This is a genomic window from Vibrio sp. MA40-2 (genome assembly GCF_047302445.1).
Lineage (GTDB): Bacteria > Pseudomonadota > Gammaproteobacteria > Enterobacterales > Vibrionaceae > Vibrio.
Genome location: NZ_CP178627.1, coordinates 242055 through 258587 on the forward strand (window position 1 = coordinate 242055; position 16533 = coordinate 258587).

The 16533-nt window shown below is 36.3% G+C and carries 21 protein-coding genes; 10 read left to right on the forward strand and 11 right to left on the reverse strand.

Going from position 1 to position 16533, the window contains the following annotated elements; all coding sequences use genetic code 11:
- Positions 1-46: 46 nt before the first annotated feature.
- Positions 47-1075 carry a dihydroorotase gene (pyrC, locus tag ACLKML_RS00955; protein ID WP_413283225.1) on the reverse strand — a complete coding sequence of 343 codons (1029 nt, stop codon included), beginning with the start codon at positions 1073-1075 and terminating at the stop codon, positions 47-49.
- Between the two features lie 185 nt (positions 1076-1260).
- On the opposite strand from pyrC, the gene ACLKML_RS00960 reads away from it, so the two are divergent.
- Positions 1261-2412, forward strand: a complete 1152-nt coding sequence (locus ACLKML_RS00960; RefSeq protein WP_413283226.1) for a YcbX family protein — start codon at positions 1261-1263, stop codon at positions 2410-2412.
- A 94-nt stretch (positions 2413-2506) separates the two neighbouring features.
- Here the strand turns inward: ACLKML_RS00960 and ACLKML_RS00965 are convergent, their stop codons facing one another.
- Both ACLKML_RS00965 and nadE read right to left on the reverse strand, forming a co-directional pair.
- The gene (locus ACLKML_RS00965; RefSeq protein ID WP_413283227.1) at positions 2507-2842 is read right to left on the reverse strand and encodes a hypothetical protein; all 336 of its coding nucleotides are present in this window, start codon (positions 2840-2842) and stop codon (positions 2507-2509) included.
- 135 nt (positions 2843-2977) lie between these two features.
- Positions 2978-3808, reverse strand: a complete 831-nt coding sequence (nadE, locus tag ACLKML_RS00970; protein ID WP_413283228.1) for an ammonia-dependent NAD(+) synthetase — start codon at positions 3806-3808, stop codon at positions 2978-2980.
- Positions 3809-3891: 83 nt separating this feature from the next.
- On the opposite strand from nadE, the gene ACLKML_RS00975 reads away from it, so the two are divergent.
- Both ACLKML_RS00975 and ACLKML_RS00980 read left to right on the forward strand, forming a co-directional pair.
- Entirely contained in the window at positions 3892-4425 is a 534-nt protein-coding gene (locus tag ACLKML_RS00975; protein ID WP_413283229.1) for a nicotinate-nicotinamide nucleotide adenylyltransferase, read from the forward strand.
- A 35-nt stretch (positions 4426-4460) separates the two neighbouring features.
- The gene (locus ACLKML_RS00980) at positions 4461-4949 is read left to right on the forward strand and encodes a hypothetical protein (protein WP_413283230.1); all 489 of its coding nucleotides are present in this window, start codon (positions 4461-4463) and stop codon (positions 4947-4949) included.
- 29 nt (positions 4950-4978) lie between these two features.
- On the opposite strand, the gene ACLKML_RS00985 is transcribed toward ACLKML_RS00980, so the two are convergent.
- Positions 4979-5575 (reverse strand): AraC family transcriptional regulator, encoded by a 597-nt coding sequence (locus ACLKML_RS00985; RefSeq protein WP_413283231.1) that lies wholly within the window; start codon positions 5573-5575, stop codon positions 4979-4981.
- Between the two features lie 189 nt (positions 5576-5764).
- Between ACLKML_RS00985 and ACLKML_RS00990 the strand changes: the two genes are divergently transcribed.
- On the forward strand, positions 5765-6871 hold the full coding sequence (locus ACLKML_RS00990; RefSeq protein ID WP_413283232.1) for a 1-acyl-sn-glycerol-3-phosphate acyltransferase: 1107 nt from the start codon (positions 5765-5767) through the stop codon (positions 6869-6871).
- Between the two features lie 5 nt (positions 6872-6876).
- Here the strand turns inward: ACLKML_RS00990 and ACLKML_RS00995 are convergent, their stop codons facing one another.
- Both ACLKML_RS00995 and ACLKML_RS01000 read right to left on the reverse strand, forming a co-directional pair.
- A complete protein-coding gene (locus ACLKML_RS00995) occupies positions 6877-7479 on the reverse strand; it encodes a hypothetical protein (protein WP_413283233.1) in 603 nt (200 codons plus the stop codon).
- Between the two features lie 155 nt (positions 7480-7634).
- Positions 7635-7943, reverse strand: coding sequence for a DUF406 family protein (locus ACLKML_RS01000; RefSeq protein ID WP_413283234.1), 309 nt, complete (start codon positions 7941-7943; stop codon positions 7635-7637).
- 242 nt (positions 7944-8185) lie between these two features.
- Here ACLKML_RS01000 and ACLKML_RS01005 point away from each other — a divergent pair, with 242 nt between their 5' ends.
- Positions 8186-8653 (forward strand): TetR/AcrR family transcriptional regulator, encoded by a 468-nt coding sequence (locus tag ACLKML_RS01005; RefSeq protein ID WP_413283235.1) that lies wholly within the window; start codon positions 8186-8188, stop codon positions 8651-8653.
- An 86-nt stretch (positions 8654-8739) separates the two neighbouring features.
- Here ACLKML_RS01005 and ACLKML_RS01010 read toward each other — a convergent pair whose 3' ends face one another.
- The gene (locus ACLKML_RS01010; RefSeq protein WP_413283236.1) at positions 8740-8985 is read right to left on the reverse strand and encodes a YgjV family protein; all 246 of its coding nucleotides are present in this window, start codon (positions 8983-8985) and stop codon (positions 8740-8742) included.
- A 351-nt stretch (positions 8986-9336) separates the two neighbouring features.
- On the reverse strand, positions 9337-9651 hold the full coding sequence (locus tag ACLKML_RS01015; protein WP_413283237.1) for a DUF496 family protein: 315 nt from the start codon (positions 9649-9651) through the stop codon (positions 9337-9339).
- 278 nt (positions 9652-9929) lie between these two features.
- Here ACLKML_RS01015 and ACLKML_RS01020 point away from each other — a divergent pair, with 278 nt between their 5' ends.
- The 5 genes from ACLKML_RS01020 (at position 9930) to ACLKML_RS01040 (ending at position 14950) form a co-directional block, all read left to right on the forward strand.
- Entirely contained in the window at positions 9930-10094 is a 165-nt protein-coding gene (locus ACLKML_RS01020) for a hypothetical protein (RefSeq protein ID WP_413283238.1), read from the forward strand.
- A 97-nt stretch (positions 10095-10191) separates the two neighbouring features.
- Complete coding sequence (locus ACLKML_RS01025; RefSeq protein WP_413283239.1) at positions 10192-10857, forward strand: YceH family protein; 666 nt, start codon at positions 10192-10194, stop codon at positions 10855-10857.
- Between the two features lie 44 nt (positions 10858-10901).
- Positions 10902-11177 (forward strand): GIY-YIG nuclease family protein, encoded by a 276-nt coding sequence (locus ACLKML_RS01030; protein WP_413283709.1) that lies wholly within the window; start codon positions 10902-10904, stop codon positions 11175-11177.
- An 18-nt stretch (positions 11178-11195) separates the two neighbouring features.
- A complete protein-coding gene (locus ACLKML_RS01035) occupies positions 11196-12389 on the forward strand; it encodes a substrate-binding domain-containing protein (RefSeq protein ID WP_413283240.1) in 1194 nt (397 codons plus the stop codon).
- Positions 12386-14950 (forward strand): LuxQ periplasmic sensor domain-containing protein, encoded by a 2565-nt coding sequence (locus tag ACLKML_RS01040; protein WP_413283241.1) that lies wholly within the window; start codon positions 12386-12388, stop codon positions 14948-14950. The genes ACLKML_RS01035 and ACLKML_RS01040 overlap by 4 nt, the downstream gene beginning before the upstream one ends.
- On the opposite strand, the gene ACLKML_RS01045 is transcribed toward ACLKML_RS01040, so the two are convergent.
- The 3 genes from ACLKML_RS01045 to ACLKML_RS01055 form a co-directional block, all read right to left on the reverse strand.
- The gene (locus tag ACLKML_RS01045) at positions 14947-15618 is read right to left on the reverse strand and encodes a PilZ domain-containing protein (RefSeq protein WP_413283242.1); all 672 of its coding nucleotides are present in this window, start codon (positions 15616-15618) and stop codon (positions 14947-14949) included. The two genes, ACLKML_RS01040 and ACLKML_RS01045, sit on opposite strands and share 4 nt — an antisense overlap.
- Before the next feature lie 302 nt (positions 15619-15920).
- Positions 15921-16202, reverse strand: a complete 282-nt coding sequence (locus tag ACLKML_RS01050; protein ID WP_413283243.1) for a hypothetical protein — start codon at positions 16200-16202, stop codon at positions 15921-15923.
- A 119-nt stretch (positions 16203-16321) separates the two neighbouring features.
- Complete coding sequence (locus ACLKML_RS01055) at positions 16322-16486, reverse strand: hypothetical protein (RefSeq protein ID WP_413283244.1); 165 nt, start codon at positions 16484-16486, stop codon at positions 16322-16324.
- Positions 16487-16533: the final 47 nt, after the last annotated feature.

The following is a 16533-nucleotide window of genomic DNA, read 5'->3' on the forward strand; positions in this document are numbered from 1 at the left end:
TATTTAACACAGTTGAATCTAAACCGACAGCGAAACTAGAACGGTGTTATTTAATTTTCCACTCGATAATTTCGCCGGCACGAATTGGAACGACTTGGTCATTACCAAATGCGATGCTTGACTCTACTTGCCATGATTCTTTCACTAAAGTGATGGTATCTTTGTTGCGAGGTAAGCCATAAAAATCAGCGCCGTTATGGCTAACAAATGCTTGTAAATTTTCTAGTTTACCCGCTTTTTCAAATACTTCAGCATACAACTCTACTGCTGCATGAGCGGTATAAGAACCCGCACAACCACAGCTTGTTTCCTTGTTGCCTTTGGCGTGAGGGGCGGAATCGGTACCGATAAAGAATTTCTTATTACCACTGGTCGCAGCGTCAATCAACGCCAGCTGGTGAACATTTTTCTTCAGAATTGGTAAACAGTATAGGTGAGGGCGAATACCACCGACCAGCATATGATTGCGATTATACAGTAAGTGATGCGCTGTGATTGTTGCTGCCACGTTATCGCCTGCATTGTTAACAAATTCTACAGCGTCTGCAGTGGTAATGTGTTCAGACACAATTTTAAGCTTTGAGAATCGAGCGACTATCGGTGAAAGCACGTTATCTAAGAATACTTTTTCTCTATCAAAAATATCAACATCATGCGTTGTAACTTCGCCATGAATAAGTAAAAGCATGCCGACTTTTTCCATTGCTTCTAGCACAGGATAGAGATTTTCTATCGAGGTGACACCTGAATCGGAATTAGTTGTTGCGCCAGCAGGGTAGAGTTTTGCCGCGACCACTTTTCCAGATGCTTTTGCATCTATAATGTCTTGTGTTGTGGTCTTATCGGTTAAGTATAATGTCATCAATGGTTGAAAATGTTCACAAGAGTTGTGAGCCATTATTCGTTCATAATAGGCGTTTGCAAGTTCGAGATTGGTTATTGGTGGAACCGTATTAGGCATAATTATAGCGCGGCCATTGTAGCGGCTAATGTCGCGTACTGTATCAGCTAATACCTCTCCATCTCGTAGGTGGACATGCCAGTCATCGGGGCGATCTATAATCAAAGTTGTCATTATTTTTTACTCCACCGTAAAGTGATTGAAATTTATTACATGAGTTGTATTAAAACGTAACATACAGCAATATAAGCGTCAGGATAATAGTGGAAAAACTATTGTATTTCATCAAATTTTTATGAATAAATGGCTTAAATAGAAAACGTTTGCGTCATTAAGTTTACAATCGGTAAGGATAACAAATGTCAGAAAGTGTACTTTCTCAAATCAGTGTATACCCAATTAAGTCTATTAAAGGAATTGATCTTTCGACATCTTGGGTGGAAAAACAAGGGATAGTGTTTGATCGTCGCTTAATGTTGGCAGATCAAAATGGAGTGATGATTACCGCACGCGCTTATCCACAATTGGTTCGAGTGAACGCACAATTAACTCCTAAAGGTATGAAGCTAACATTTGATCAAAATGAACCATTAACAATTTCTTATACTCAGTTTTCAATGCAAGAAGTGAAAACCAAAGTATGGAATGACAGTTTCGTTGCGTATTCCACCAGCGATGTGGCGAATGAATGGTTTAGTGGTATTTTAGGTATAAAAGTCCAGTTACTTTATACTGGAGAAGAGTCACAAAGAGTACGAGAAAAACTAGGTCATAACGTAAGTTTTGCTGATGGCTATCCATTATTAGTAATAAGCCAAGGGTCACTTGATGAACTGAATAGGCGTAGTAGCGAAGTTCATCAAATGGCACAGTTTAGACCCAATATCGTTGTATCTAGTACAGAACCTTTTATTGAAGATAGTTGGAAGCGCATCAAAATAGGTGATGTTGAATTTGAAATTGTAAAACCTTGTCAGCGTTGTATTTTAACAACTGTTGATACAAATACAGGTCAGATGAAAGCTAACAAGCAGCCTTTAAAGACCTTGATGCAGTTTAGAGCAGATGAAAACGGTGGGGTTTATTTTGGTCAAAATCTTGTCGCTTTAAATGAAGGTAGGATACAACTAGATGATCCAGTTGAAGTAGTAGAGTACCAAAAAAAACCAACATACAATGACCAAAATCCAGGTCAGACATTTGCTACCGAGAGCCCATCTAGTGAAGAAAGTAGTTACAATGAAACCTCAGCTAAACGTGTCACCATTCGCTTAAATAACCAAGAATTTGAAGGTGATAATCAGTCATCAATATTGCAACAAGCAGAAAAACAAGGACTATATATCGCAAGTAGTTGCCGTGCAGGGATATGCGGTACCTGTAGGATAACGTTAAAATCAGGGTTAGTTGACCAAGAAAACACCCCTGTACTAACGGAGGATGACATAACAAATGGCAAAATTTTGGCTTGTTGCAGTGTGCCACTTACCGATATTGATATTATTAACTAACTTTCGATCTGAGTAATGGTTTAGCCGTTAGTTTTTGACGTAAAAATTTACAGCTCGTGGCGCAGAGTTTGATTATACCAAGCAATATCGTCAGTTAATCTAGTAATAAATAGCTGGTAGGGTTGGTTATTTCCACGCTTCTATTGGCGTGCAGAATATAGTCAGAAACATCTGTGATAACGTAAGTTCGTTTATTTGTGATGATGTCTCCGACTTTTAGCTTATTAAGAGGTCGGTTGCTTGAAGAGCAAAACCAATCTTTATAAGCATAGTCATTAACCGTGACTAAAGTGATGCTTTGAACTGCAATCGCTCGACTGCCGTAATTGGCCAACACCACAAATTTGTCACCAGAAATCATATCTTCAACTTGAACTCCAGGCTTTAGCTCAGATAAAGTACGTACAAGTTGAGGACTATTTTTAGACATGCTCTGTACCCTTGATTCAATAATAAAATACAAGTACAAAAAGCAATTTGTACTTGTATTTTTTAGGTATCTATACGAGTTACGTTATTAATTTGATTCCGTTAAAAACCAGTTGTGGGAATTATAACTTGATTGTTAATCATAGATAGTTGGGATAGCTTCTCGTTTATGCTGAGTAGCTTTGTAGATTGCGATGATTTTACTTTTAACGTCGTCGGAAAGGTTTTTCCCTTCTAAAAAATCATCAATTTGGTCATAAGATAAATGCAATGCTTCTTCATCGGCCTTTTGCGGAGAAAGCTCTTCAAGATCGGCTGTTGGTGTCTTGGTTACTAAAAGTTGAGGTGCGCCTAACGTGTCAGCAAGTTCTCTAACTTGTCGTTTACTTAACCCAAAGAGTGGGGCGAGATCACAAGCGCCATCACCAAATTTGGTATAAAAACCAGTAATATTTTCGGCTGAGTGATCAGTACCAATCACTAATCCTCCTGCGTAACCTGCAATTTCATATTGAGCAACCATTCTAGCCCGTGCTTTAACATTACCTTTTACGAAATCATGTTTGGCATCATCAGTCGGTAACAAACCGGTGTCGGCTAATGCTTGACCCGTTGCTGAGTGAATCCCATCTACACCTGCTTTAATATTTACCGAGACGGAATGGCTTGGCTTAATAAATGAAAGCGCTAATTGAGCTTCGTCTTCGTCTTTTTGTTCGCCGTAAGGTAACCGTACCGCAATAAATTTATACTCAGATTCGACGCTCCCCTCATTCAGACTGTCAATAGCCAGTTGAGCTAAGCGGCCACATGTTGTTGAATCAACACCTCCGCTGATTCCTAATACTAATGCCTTGCATCCCGATTCAATAAGCTTGGCTTTGATAAATTCCACACGACGATTTATCTCAAAGTGAGGATCGATAGAAGGTAATACGCGCATTTCTTCACGAATTTGATGTTCCATTTGGATTCCTTTTCCTACAAAATGTATCAATTGCTAATATCATACCTAAATCCACCTAATTAATAACAGTGAAAAGTGAGCTAATGTCAGTAAAATTAGAGAAACAGTTTAAAATAGCAGTATTAGGTAGTGCTTTTAATCCTCCAAGTCTTGGCCATAAAAGTATCCTTGACTCTTTGTTACACTTTGACCAAATATTGCTTGTTCCAAGCATTTCTCACGCATGGGGTAAAACCATGCTAGATTTTGACGTTCGATGCCATATGGTGGACTTGTTTATAAAAGATTTGAACCAAGATAAAGTAATGTTGTCTAGAATTGAACAAGCCCTTTATAAAGAAAATCACAAGGTGACGACATACGAGTTACTCTCAGAATTGCAAAGTCATCAACCCGGTGCGGAGTTCACCTTTATTATCGGTCCGGATAATTTTTTAAATTTTACTAAATTTGCTCGGTATGAAGAAATATTAGCCAAATGGCCAATATTAGTTTGCCCAGAAAAAATTCCGGTAAGAAGCACAATGATCAGAAAAAACTTAACGCAAATGGCGAGCATTTCGAATTTAACAACACCAAGTGTTGAGACGTATTTAATCGCCAATCAGCCCTATTGAACAATAGACTTATCAGTTTTTGGAGAAAAAGTTAGTTGATCAAGTTAGTCAAAATAATTAACATTATTATTTTAATTCAATTGGTTATATTGTCAAAATCACAGGCATGTGATTTCTACTATACTTCTGAGATGCTGAAAAATTCGGCCAGTTCATCCTCTTTGTGTGATTTGTTGTCAAAAAATAATGATTTAGGATTAGAGACAGATTATTATTTTTCTAACAACGAACTAGACCAGAAAAATCAAGATTACTGGTCTAGTTGGGCAATAGAGACAGAAGATTCCCCTTTTGTTACCGGGCAAGTACAGGACAACTTCATTGGACTGGGCGTTTGGATGCCAAGTGCATTAAGTGATATAGAAAATGAGATGGAGTACAAAGATTGGTTGCTCAATCACGGATTGCAATTTAGTGTGGGTTTTGGTGAACAAAATGGTGAAGCGCCTCGCATGAGATTTGACTATCGCTGGCATCGAAACCAAGCCGCAGATGTTATGTTCCAAGTTGAATTACCTTTTTAGTCTCCAGCAACGACAAACTATCGATTTCATTACAGTCGTTCACCCAATATCGCTTGGCAAAGAACATCAAATTCGTCAATATCCATATTGAATGCTTGCTGCGCAATAGATGATTTATTCTGTCCTGAAAGAATGGATTTCCGTGCTTCACGTAATTTTAGTGCCATGCTGTTCTCCTTGCTTATTTGAGAACGACCTTGTGCAATGCTCTGGCTAAGGTCTGTAATGGTGAGCTTTGGCTTAATATTGGTCGCTTCATGTTTAATTACTTGAAGTAATACCTTTTTGTAATCGGCAGCCAGGTTTGTTTTGGCTAATAGTTCAAAGGCATTTGTAACAATGGAATGGACAGAAACATACCCAGCTTGTGTCGCAAAAGGTTCATTTAGTCTTTGTGAAATTTCTACTTTAGAATATTTAGACAGTGGAAAGGCTGTTATTGAGACTAAACAGTTGGCAGGAATCCAAAAATATTGACCGCTTTCTACTGCGTATTCATGTTTCCCTATTTTAACCAGTAAAATACCACTAGATAAGTAAAATAACTGGTGTTTTAATGTTTTTTTCCTCGCAGAAATAGACATGAAAGGGTTATTAATCAATTCAAATTGTATAGAGTAGTTCATATGAGCTCCAGTTAATCGTCGCTAGGTTACCTCTAATTGATTGTAAAGCCAATATAGAAAATTTGACTGAGATAGTAAGAATGAGCATTGGAGTTCTGGTCTGACCTTGAACTTATTAATTATACTATTGCTGAATGTATCGCAAAGTATGCGTAGAATTAGCACGTTTTCGAAATGATGTAGAAGAATATGACTGTTCAAAAAGATATTTACCAAGATATTCGGCCTTATAATGATTCAGAAATTAGCGCGGCAATTAATCGCCTAATTTGTGATCAAGAGTTTGTAAGTGCAATCCTTAAGCACCGTTTTTCTTCCAAGCCTGCTTGGTTAAGATATTGCTTGTCGCCTGTCGTTAAATTGTTGTTAAAGCATAAATGGGGAAAACTTAGGACGGTACAAGATGTTCAGCTTGAAATGGAAAAGTACTTGAGCCAAGTTCTAAAAGATACGACGGATGGCGTAAATTTTGAAGGTTTGCAATCATTAGATCCAACCAAGACTTATTTGTTCATTTCAAATCATCGGGATATTGCAATGGATCCTGCGCTGATTAATTATGGGTTGCATCACAGTCAACATAAAACTGTCAGGATTGCGATTGGTGATAATTTATTAAAAAAACCCTGTGCGACAGAACTAATGAAATTGAATAAGAGTTTTATTGTTAAACGGTCAGTTAGAGCGCCTAGAGAACTCATGAAAGCACTTGGTCAACTTTCGTCTTACATAAAGCATTCGCTTGATACCGGCAATTCAATTTGGATTGCGCAGCGTGAAGGGAGAGCCAAAGATGGCAACGATATGACGGATCCAGCGATACTGAAAATGTTTCATGTTGAAGGACGCAAGAACAAAGTAAGTTTTGCTGACCATACGAAATCATTGAACATAGTTCCAGTAGCTATCTCATATGAAAATGACCCGTGTGACCTCGATAAAGCGAACGAGCTGGATGAAAAAAATTGTCGTGGGACTTATCAAAAATCTGAATTTGAAGATATTGAAAGTATTGTAAAAGGAATTGTAGGATACAAAGGTCGTGTGTCGGTAAAATTTGGAGAAGTAATTGATGATGAATTTGAAACGCCAGAAGCACTTGCAAATGAAATAGATACTCAAATACGTCAACTATACACACTGTACCCTGTCAATCTATATGCAGCAGGTATAGAAGATCAATCAGTGACAGATAACGTAAAACAAGATTTTGATAGCAAACTTTGTCAACTTAATGATGGAGCAAAGCGGGTCTTAATAAATATGTACGCTAACCCTGTCTATAACAAAAAATAGTGTGCTTATTTAGCGACAGCGCCATCTAACTGCAAATTTTTAGGCCATACAGTAATTTTATTACCGCCAAGAAATATATTGCCTTTTACGGTCATAGTTTCGGGGAACGTCGTGATATTTGAACCACCAATATACAAATTTCCTGAAACAACGATATTATTAGGTAGTTGATTTAGCGGAGTACGAATAACACTTAAATCACCGTTTACTTTCATCTTATCAGGCAACGATTTAAGGTTAGTGTCGGTAAAATTCATGTAGCCTCCAACACGAATACCAGCAGGCCATGTTTCAATTTTCGAACCAATAAAATTAGCATAGCCGGCTATTTTAACCCCACGAGCTACCGTTTTTAGTTTGCTATTCGATGCATCCAAGCTACCGTTTACGATAAGTCCTAGCGGTAATTTGCTAATAGATGTCTTTGCTATGTTTAAATTACCTAAGACTTCTAGTCCGGTAGGCAAAGAAGTATAAGGTTTATTACGCAGGTTTAGGTTGCCATAATTATCTAAATAATTAAGTATTTTATATTGATCTAAGTGCTCAGCGTAAGAAATATAAGGGATAATAAATAGTATTAGCAGAGCACAGCGACTAAATAACATAAATGGTTTTCCTGGTTAAAATCGACCGTGATTACTCGGTAAATATCACTTTTGTAATTATTGCTCTATGAATATGATGGCTGAATGAAAATGAAAAGGCACACAAATAAAGAGAGTGGCAAAACGAGATAACCTTACTCGCCTTGCCTGATCTTTTAAGCGATAGAACGAGATTTTAGCTCAAAAATCAGTTTCTCTGCGCTTACTTCAAACTGGAACTTAGCATGTAGTTCAGTGGATTGATCATTTAACGGAGTGGTTTCATATTTTACGTTTTGGCAAACTTGTTTTGCTAATGACAAGTACTTTTCAAATTCAATTTCAATACGTTGTTTTGAATCACCAAAAACGGATACTTCGGCGACTTCATCACCTTCCGCAATAATAAAACCAACCTCAGCGGTTACGCCACAAGCTTCACATAGTTCGTTTTCTGCATTAAGGTCGTTTATTTGTTTACTCATGTTGACTCCTCTTACTCTAGTTCACTCTATTTTACCTTAGTGACTTGATAGATAACCAGAAAAATATACAGCAAAGTAACCTTACTTAAATAATTCATATTTTCTCTTGTTAGCAAATGAAAAAAGCATTACTTCGTTTATGCCAATCAAAAATAGCAATTATTCCTCTATCCTGAGTCAATCGGTACGACTGACTATATTTAGAACAAATACAGAAAGTAGACGTAAGACTAGGACTTTATATGCCCAAGAAAAGTAAAGCTGAAACAAAGATAACAGTACAGAGAATTCTGGATGCTGTCGCCGATCAATTACTTAGGTTAGGTTACGATAATATGTCTTATACCACACTAAGCCAACAAACAGGTATTTCCAGAACAGGCATAAGTCATCACTTTCCCAAAAAAAAGGATTTTATGGTCGCGTTGGATAGAAGAATATACAAAAGATTCATATCGTACTTGTCTTTAGATGGCCAGTTAGAGCAATTTTCAGCGAGTTGGATCCAATCACTATCGAGACCGGAATTTAACGCCATTCTGCGAATTTTGTTTCATCATATATTGGCAAAAGACAAAGAGGAAAATATCCGACGCGACGGTATAAAACGGCTTTATAAGTTGTTAAATAGAAAATTTGGTAAGCAGAGTAAGAGAGAACTGGAGTGGCTTATCGGGCGTTCTTTATCAACTATGAGTGATAAAAATTAGCGACAACCACTGTCTACATAAACAAAAAAATGAATATCCAAACAGTGGTTATTGATTTGTAAATAAGCTAGAGATTTTATTGTTTACTAAGCTACTGATGTTGCTAAGCGTCTATTTTGATACATCTTTACCAAAAAATATACATTTACACAGGCGATAAAAGCGTTAGTCACCACAACTGGCGTAGCACTAATCATCAAGCCATAAATTACAAAAAAAGTACAACCAACAAAGTTGAGAATACGTAACTTGACGATATTTTTCATTGTTAGTGATATAGCGACCATAATAGAAGCAATGTAACCCATAATTTCAATGATAGTAAATTCCATTATTTAATCCTCTTAGAATGCCGAATAACTGGCACCCATTCTTCTCTTCTTGAGATATGCGAGGAAGCTCCGTGCCTCGAATGGTATTGTTAATAAACTGGCGAAGAATATAACAAGTTAATTAGGAAGTGAAAACAGGTAAAACGTAAAAATAGAACGTTAGCGATTACGCAAACGTTTAATATAATATTGGCCTGTTATATATGGCTATTTAATGCCTCTGCTAATGATTAATTGCTAGTATTAGAGTCATTTTTTAAGATTCTGATGCAACAATCTAGATCGAAAAACGCTTGCAATGAGCAAGCGTTTTTATTAAAAGGAGTGAGGGTTTTGCTTGTTACTTTCGGGTTACTTTTTACCCTGAGTCTGCTTATCTTCTTCTGTTAATTCTCTAATACGTCGACTGATGTCTCGTCTTGATTTGGATATCTCTGCACTATGAATAATATAATCGTCAACGCGATCTTCATAATCTGCTTTCATATTTTTGACGATAAGAACAATTTCATCGCGACTCATCTGAGGTTTTATATAATCGAGTAAATTATCCAAAAGCTCTACACGTTTAGTATTGTCGCGTACTTTTTTTTCGTTATCTTGCAGTTCTCGTTTCAGTTTATTTTTACGGCGAGCTTGATTAACTATTTCAAAAACGTTATTCATAACAGTATCTTCCTACCTTTAATATTTTGATATTTACTAGATAAAGCATATCAGAGGATCTCAACACAGTCATATGAAAAATACTGCAATTTGTGTAAATGCTCGTCACAGAAATTACGCATTGTAAAATACTTGACTCGCGTTGAAATGGCTCTACAAGAGAATAGGCAGCATCAAGAAAATTAATTTTTCAGATTAATCATATCTGATAACATACAGAGCAAAGATTAGCACTGTTTATTAATCAATAATTTCATTAAGTTACGGTTTCTTTTACCATGTACGATGTAGAAAACAAAAAACACTCAGACAGATTACAGAACGCTTACTTGAAAGAAAGGGAAAGGCAATCTCTGTTGGAGGTAGAGCTCAATAAGACCATGGTCGTTGTCGTTGACGGCAACGGGAAATTCATTAAAGTAATGAGTAATAGCGAACACTAGCCGACGTAGAACATCGAACATTGATTGAGTTTAATACGACTAGGCTCACATTCTGTTTACAGAATCAATTTGTCTACAGAATCAATAAGGAAAAATTATGAAAATCGAATTGTCAGCAATAGAAGCAAGAATTATCGGCTGCTTGCTGGAAAAAGAAGCGACAACCCCAGATTTGTATCCTTTAACTCTCAATAGCTTAACCAGCGCTTGTAATCAAAAAAGTAACAGGGAACCAGTAATGTCGTTGAGCGAAGCCGAGGTTATGGATGCAGTAGAGCTGCTCATATCTAAACGTTTAGTCAGTGATGAGAGTGCGTTTAATAGTCGAGTATCGAAGTATCAGCACCGCTTTTGCAATACAGAGTTTGGTGATTTCCAGTTCTCACAACAAGAAAAAGCAATAGTATGTTGTCTTTTGCTAAGAGGCGCACAAACTCCCGGAGAGCTGCGTACCCGTACTAATAGGCTATGCCAATTTACTGATGTAAAAGAGACTGAAAGCGTATTAGATGTATTATCGAGTGGAGCGCAAGAATCTGCCATCGTAGTAAAATTACCTCGAGAAGCAGGCAAACGTGAGTCACGCTATATGCATCAATTTGGTGGCTTAGTTGACTTAACCAGTTTTTCTGTTTCATCTGACGGCAGTAGTCAGGCTACTAGGCAACAAGATTCGAGTAAAATTGAGCAGCTTGAACAAGATATGCATGCTCTTAAAAATGAAGTAGCTGAACTTCGTCAATTGATTGAAGAATTACTATAATCTTGGTCAATGTAAAATCCGATTCGGTTGCGAATGATAATATTATAAACCCATCGACTGATGATGACTGTTGGTGGGTTTATTTGATCAGGAATAACAATAACGCGCTATACTGTGGGATTACTAATGATTTATCTAGACGCTTTAAAATGCACCAGCAAGGCAAAGGAGCAAAAGCGTTGAGAGGGAAGGGGCCGTTAATATTGGAATGGTCTCAAAGACTCGCAAACAAAAGTATGGCGTTAAAACTAGAGTACAAAATCAAGAAAATGAAAAAAGCAGAGAAAGAAAAAATTGTTAAATTCAAAAGTTTATTGTAAATATAATCAGGGTGTTTAATGAATAGGACGTTTACGTTATTAGCATTGGTTATGTCAATTATATTGCATTCCCAACAAGCCTTTTCAGTTGAAATACTGAGTCCTTATTGGAAGTATTCTGAATATTTAGACACATTCCCTGAACAAAAAAAGTTAACCGATGAACTAGCAAGAATCATCAAACAACCGTCATCTCCTATCGCCATCATGCAAAAGCAACCTGTGGATATTTCGGTAATTTATCCTGGTGAGCAGGAGTCTGATTATTGGCGACGGAATATGCGTGCTTTTGAAGCTCGTTTAAAAGAATTAAATATTCAATATGTATTGAAACAGGTTTTTACTCGACCCAATTTAGATGCTCGACAACAAAATTTGTCATTAAACAATGCGTTAACACAAAATACCGACTATTTGATTTTTACCCTTGATACGGGAAGACATAAAAAATTTATTGAACATGTATTACACAGCTCAAATGTCAAACTGATTCTACAAAATATTACCACACCAGTTAAAGCCTGGGATGGAAATCAACCTTTCTTATACCTTGGTTTTGATCATCTATTGGGCAGTATGGCGTTGGCGGATTATTTTAAGTCGTCAATGCCAGAAGGTGCAGATTATTCGGTGTTGTATTATTCACAAGGTTATATTAGCGATGTTCGAGGGGATACGTTTATTGATGCTATGTCTGAAAAAGATAGCGCGTCAAAAACTACTGCTTTAGTCGATAATTTATCAACAACCCCTTCTTCTGGCACCAATTCTTCTGTCCGAGAAACTTCTTTAAACAAATTTAACCTTAAATCCTCATTTTATACTAAAGCCAGTAAGCAAAGTGGTTATGCTGCAGCAAAATCTGCTATCGCTGAATTTCCGGATGTTGATTTTTTATATGTGTGTTCTACAGATGTTGCCCTAGGCGCATTGGAAGCGTTACGAGATTTAAATAAACAACACATTAAAGTTAATGGTTGGGGGGGAGGAGCTAATGAGCTTGATTTGATACGACAAGGAAAGCTGGATGTCACTGTTATGCGGATGAATGATGATACAGGAGTGGCTATGGCTGAAGCGATTAAATGGGACATCGAAGGTAAACAGGTCCCTACTGTATATTCTGGTCATTTTGAAATTGTTAGCAAAAAAGACAGTCAACAAAAAATCGATCGTTTAAAGAAATACGCTTTTAGGTACTCCGACCAGTGATATTTGTCTCCACAAAAACTCAACCTCGCTCAATGGCAAGCTGGACTGCACGCTTGATTTTTGTCGTTTTTACTTTATTAATCGCCTTGCTGTTAGGATTTAGTTATCAATTTAGTTCGACTGCAGTAAATCAAGAAATGAAACGAAATGTCACTCAAACTTCTGCTTTATTGCAAAACTTAATTGATTATCGCTTAGGTATCATGCAATCCAATCAGAATAGCCAGACCAAAAGTGAAACCTTGATTAGTCATGTAGAGAAAAATAAATTCTTGCAGATAGACGATTACTTTTTGTCCATAGATCAAGCTGATTTAAAGAATACGCCCGATTTCCGATTTATTTCTCAGTCGCACAATTTAATATGGGATGATGGTAATTCATCGTTTTTTGGTATTAATAAAGGCCACCTGAATAAGTTGATTTCAGCGGTGGCGTATAGTGATAGTTGGCACTTTGTTACGTTAGAAATGGAATCCGGTGATAAGCAGTTACTAGTTAGAAGAATGCCATTTATCAATAGTGTCTCTGGTCAAGTTTTAGGTAAACTTTTTATTATTACTGTATTAAATAATAATTTTAGTTTAGTTGAAAACCTTAAGGTGGCCAGTAATACTCAAGAAGTCGTTTTACTGGCTCATGGAAAACCAGTAGCTTCAACGGTTACTATTGACGAGGATATTTTAGTTCAGATTCAAGAATCAGAAAAAAGATCGTTGACCAATAGTGACGCATTAATTTTTAATAATATAAAATTAAAAATAGATGGTGTTGAAAGTCCGATCAGTGTTTATTCTTTACTGAATAATCAGAGTTATTTATTACTAGAAGATAACTATAAGATCAGCCTTATTTTTTCTTTGTTTTCGATTATTCTTACTGCGTTTTTAGCCAAAATTTTGATTCAAAAAAGAATAACTAGTGAACTCGCTTCTTTGATGACGTACGCTAAAATCGCTAGAGATGAACGAAGAGTCGCTAAATTTGAAGGCTCTATCGTTTCAGAATTTGACCATATTGGTAATACGCTAGAGCACACGTTTTCTGAATTGTTAGAAAAAGAAAAATTATTCCAAGATTTATTTAATTTTGCCCTTTCGCCTATTTTTGTTTGGAATGATCAAGGCGATATTATTAGAATGAATCCAGCTGCAGAAAAAGCGTTTCAGGAGAACGGCGTATATATAGATAAAAATTTCCAAACTTTTCAACAAGGAATTATTGCACATATTAAAATGGTGTCTACTGGAGCGGTGCTGACCGGAGTAAATATTCCTATCAGTAATGTTGTGTATTCGTGGAATTTATCGCCAATCTCACTTGACGATGAAATACATACTATTATTGGTCAAGGCCTAGATATCACTTCACTAATTGAGGCGGAAAGGCAAAGTAATTTAGCGCGTATAGAAGCAGAAAAATCAGCCAGTGCAAGAGCGGATTTTATGGCCAAAATAAGTCATGAAATCAGGACTCCTCTAAATGGAATATTGGGAATATCGCAACTGCTGAGAAAAACTGCTAGCAATTATGATCAAATAGAAAAAATAGATGTTTTGTGCCAAAGTGGTGAGCATCTTCTTGCGGTTTTAAATGATATTTTAGATTTTTCTAAAATAGAACAAGGTAAACTAAAAATAGAAAAAAATGAATTTTTGCTCGCCAGTGTTGTTAATTCGATAAAAAATATCTATTCGCCACTATGTGAAGAAAAACACATAACATTAAATGTCGTTAATCAGGTCGATAGTGACAGTTTATTATTATCTGACCAAGTAAGATTAAATCAGATATTATTTAATTTGCTTAGTAATGCTGTCAAATTTACGCATAGTGGGTCGATCGAAGTTAGATTTTCTGTTGAATCAAATGAAAATAGAACAGATATTCTAACGATAGAAGTCAGTGATACAGGCATTGGAATCTCAGAAGATAATCTAGAAAACATATATGATCCGTTTATTCAGTCTGAAAAAACCTCTATTCGAGAATATGGAGGAAGTGGTTTAGGTCTTTCTATCGTGAAGTTATTGGTTGAAATGCTCGAAGGTCAAATTAGTCTTTCTAGTGAAGAGCATGTTGGTACCTGTTTTTTATTGCAGATCCCAGTAGAAATAATTTGCAGCAAAAATATTAATAAGGTGAAGCTTGGCCAACATCAAACTATTACGCTTTTCGAAAAACCACTTACTATGTTATTGGTAGAAGATAATAAAACCAATGCGTTTATTGCTAAGGCACTTTGCGAAAAATATGGGTTACAAGTGGAATGGGTGGTGGATGGCCCTTCAGCCATCGAATTGTTGAAACGAAAATCGTTTGATCTGATTATGATGGATAATCAAATGCCGAACATGGATGGTATTGAAGCGACTAAGATCATTAGAGATGACATCGGCCTACAAACCCCTATATTTGCTTGTACAGCGGATGGATTTATTGAAACGAAATTGGCTTTTTTACAAGCTGGAGCTAATTATGTGCTGATAAAACCAATTAAAGAAACCTCATTACGTAGTGCTTTAATGTATTATAAAGAGCACTATTTAAATCTACATTAAAACTTTGAGTCAGTGTCACTAAGGCTGAGTTCTAATATTTCCAATTTAAGTTGGTCATCAATTGTAATCTCATTGTCGAATTTTAAGCCGGCTAATATTCCTCCGTTATAACGTTTTACATTGGCTACTTTACAATGGGCATTTTGTTCCGGAAAATGCTCTAGTTCGGGAGTTATGGATAAAGTAGAATCTTTATTAAGTTCTATTTCTTTTGACAAAAATACCCCACAGCCTGATGCAGATAAATCTAAAATGGTACCTTGAGTTTCTAGTTCATCATGTGTAACCGTTACAGATGACGTTAACTTAAAACGTTTACTTGATCTAATCGGTTTAGTTTCAAAGCTATAGGGTAAACGTATAAACATAAGCCAAGTAGGGCGAGATGTAATCGAAATAATTTGCGATTTGAATGCAATAATATGGCCTAATCCAGTATTAGTAATACCACGTACTATTACCGCAACATTATTAGTTTTTCGAGTAATTAAATCCTCAACCGTTTTTTGATTGAGATCTAATAGTAAAAACTGACTTTCCTTGAGTCCAACGAGATTACATTGAAAAGAGTATTCATCTTTTGGGCCGAACTTAATTTTGACTGACAGTCGCATACCCATTTCGAGATACGTTTTTATTTTCGTTATATCATTATTTTTAATGCTCATAATCCCTAAAGCTTTCGATACGACTTATAGGGTAGATTAGCGCTAATTGTAGTTATTTAATAGCTCTATTTATACCTGTTACCCTTGAAGTTGTATCTTTGGCATCTGCGTTGTTCACCCTAATTGTATAGTTTACCTATACTCCTGAGGCTTCACTCGCTTATCGCCTTAATGCAACTCGAATGGTTTTAGGTATATAAGTTATATTGATATTGATTATTGGATATCAAAAAAGGACTGGGAGTATATTTTCCCTTAGCAATTACTGTTGCGCATTGTACTTGGGTAGCAGTTTTGAACCTCTAAATATGAGTATCGAGTAGTGTACCTATAATTTCATCAGAAACTTGGATGACCTTTGCTCCAGCTTTATTGTAGCTATTCGCTTGCTGCAAAGAGATAATAGATTGTTCCATAGATGGTTTTTGCGGGATTAGGTTTTTGTTTTCATTAAGGCTATCAATTTTATTAAACTGTAAGTCCGTTGGTTCGGATACGTCAGCTATCTCACTTGCTGCTTTTTGCGTTAGCAAATCCGATGTTTTAAGCAGTTCAACGCCAGAATTCAGAGATGAAATAGCCATAAAATTTTCCTTCCATACACAGTAAAGACTAATATTAAATGATGTGAATTACAAATTGGAAGCACTATTCAAGGCTATTATTTTAAATCATTTTTGCGGATGTAGCGAGTGTATTTTATTTACCTAAATAGACTGAAAATTAAATCTAATTCCTCGTCATTAATCAGAGGTTGCTTTTTATCGTCGAGTTTTGCTTCAATTTCATCGTGAAGTTGTTGCAATTGATGTGGTGATAATAGAGCAACTTCTGTTTGTAGTGCTTCAAACTGTTCTTGTCCCATCATCCGCTCCAATTATAAATACTATAACGTTGTTGAATTTCGTTGTTTTT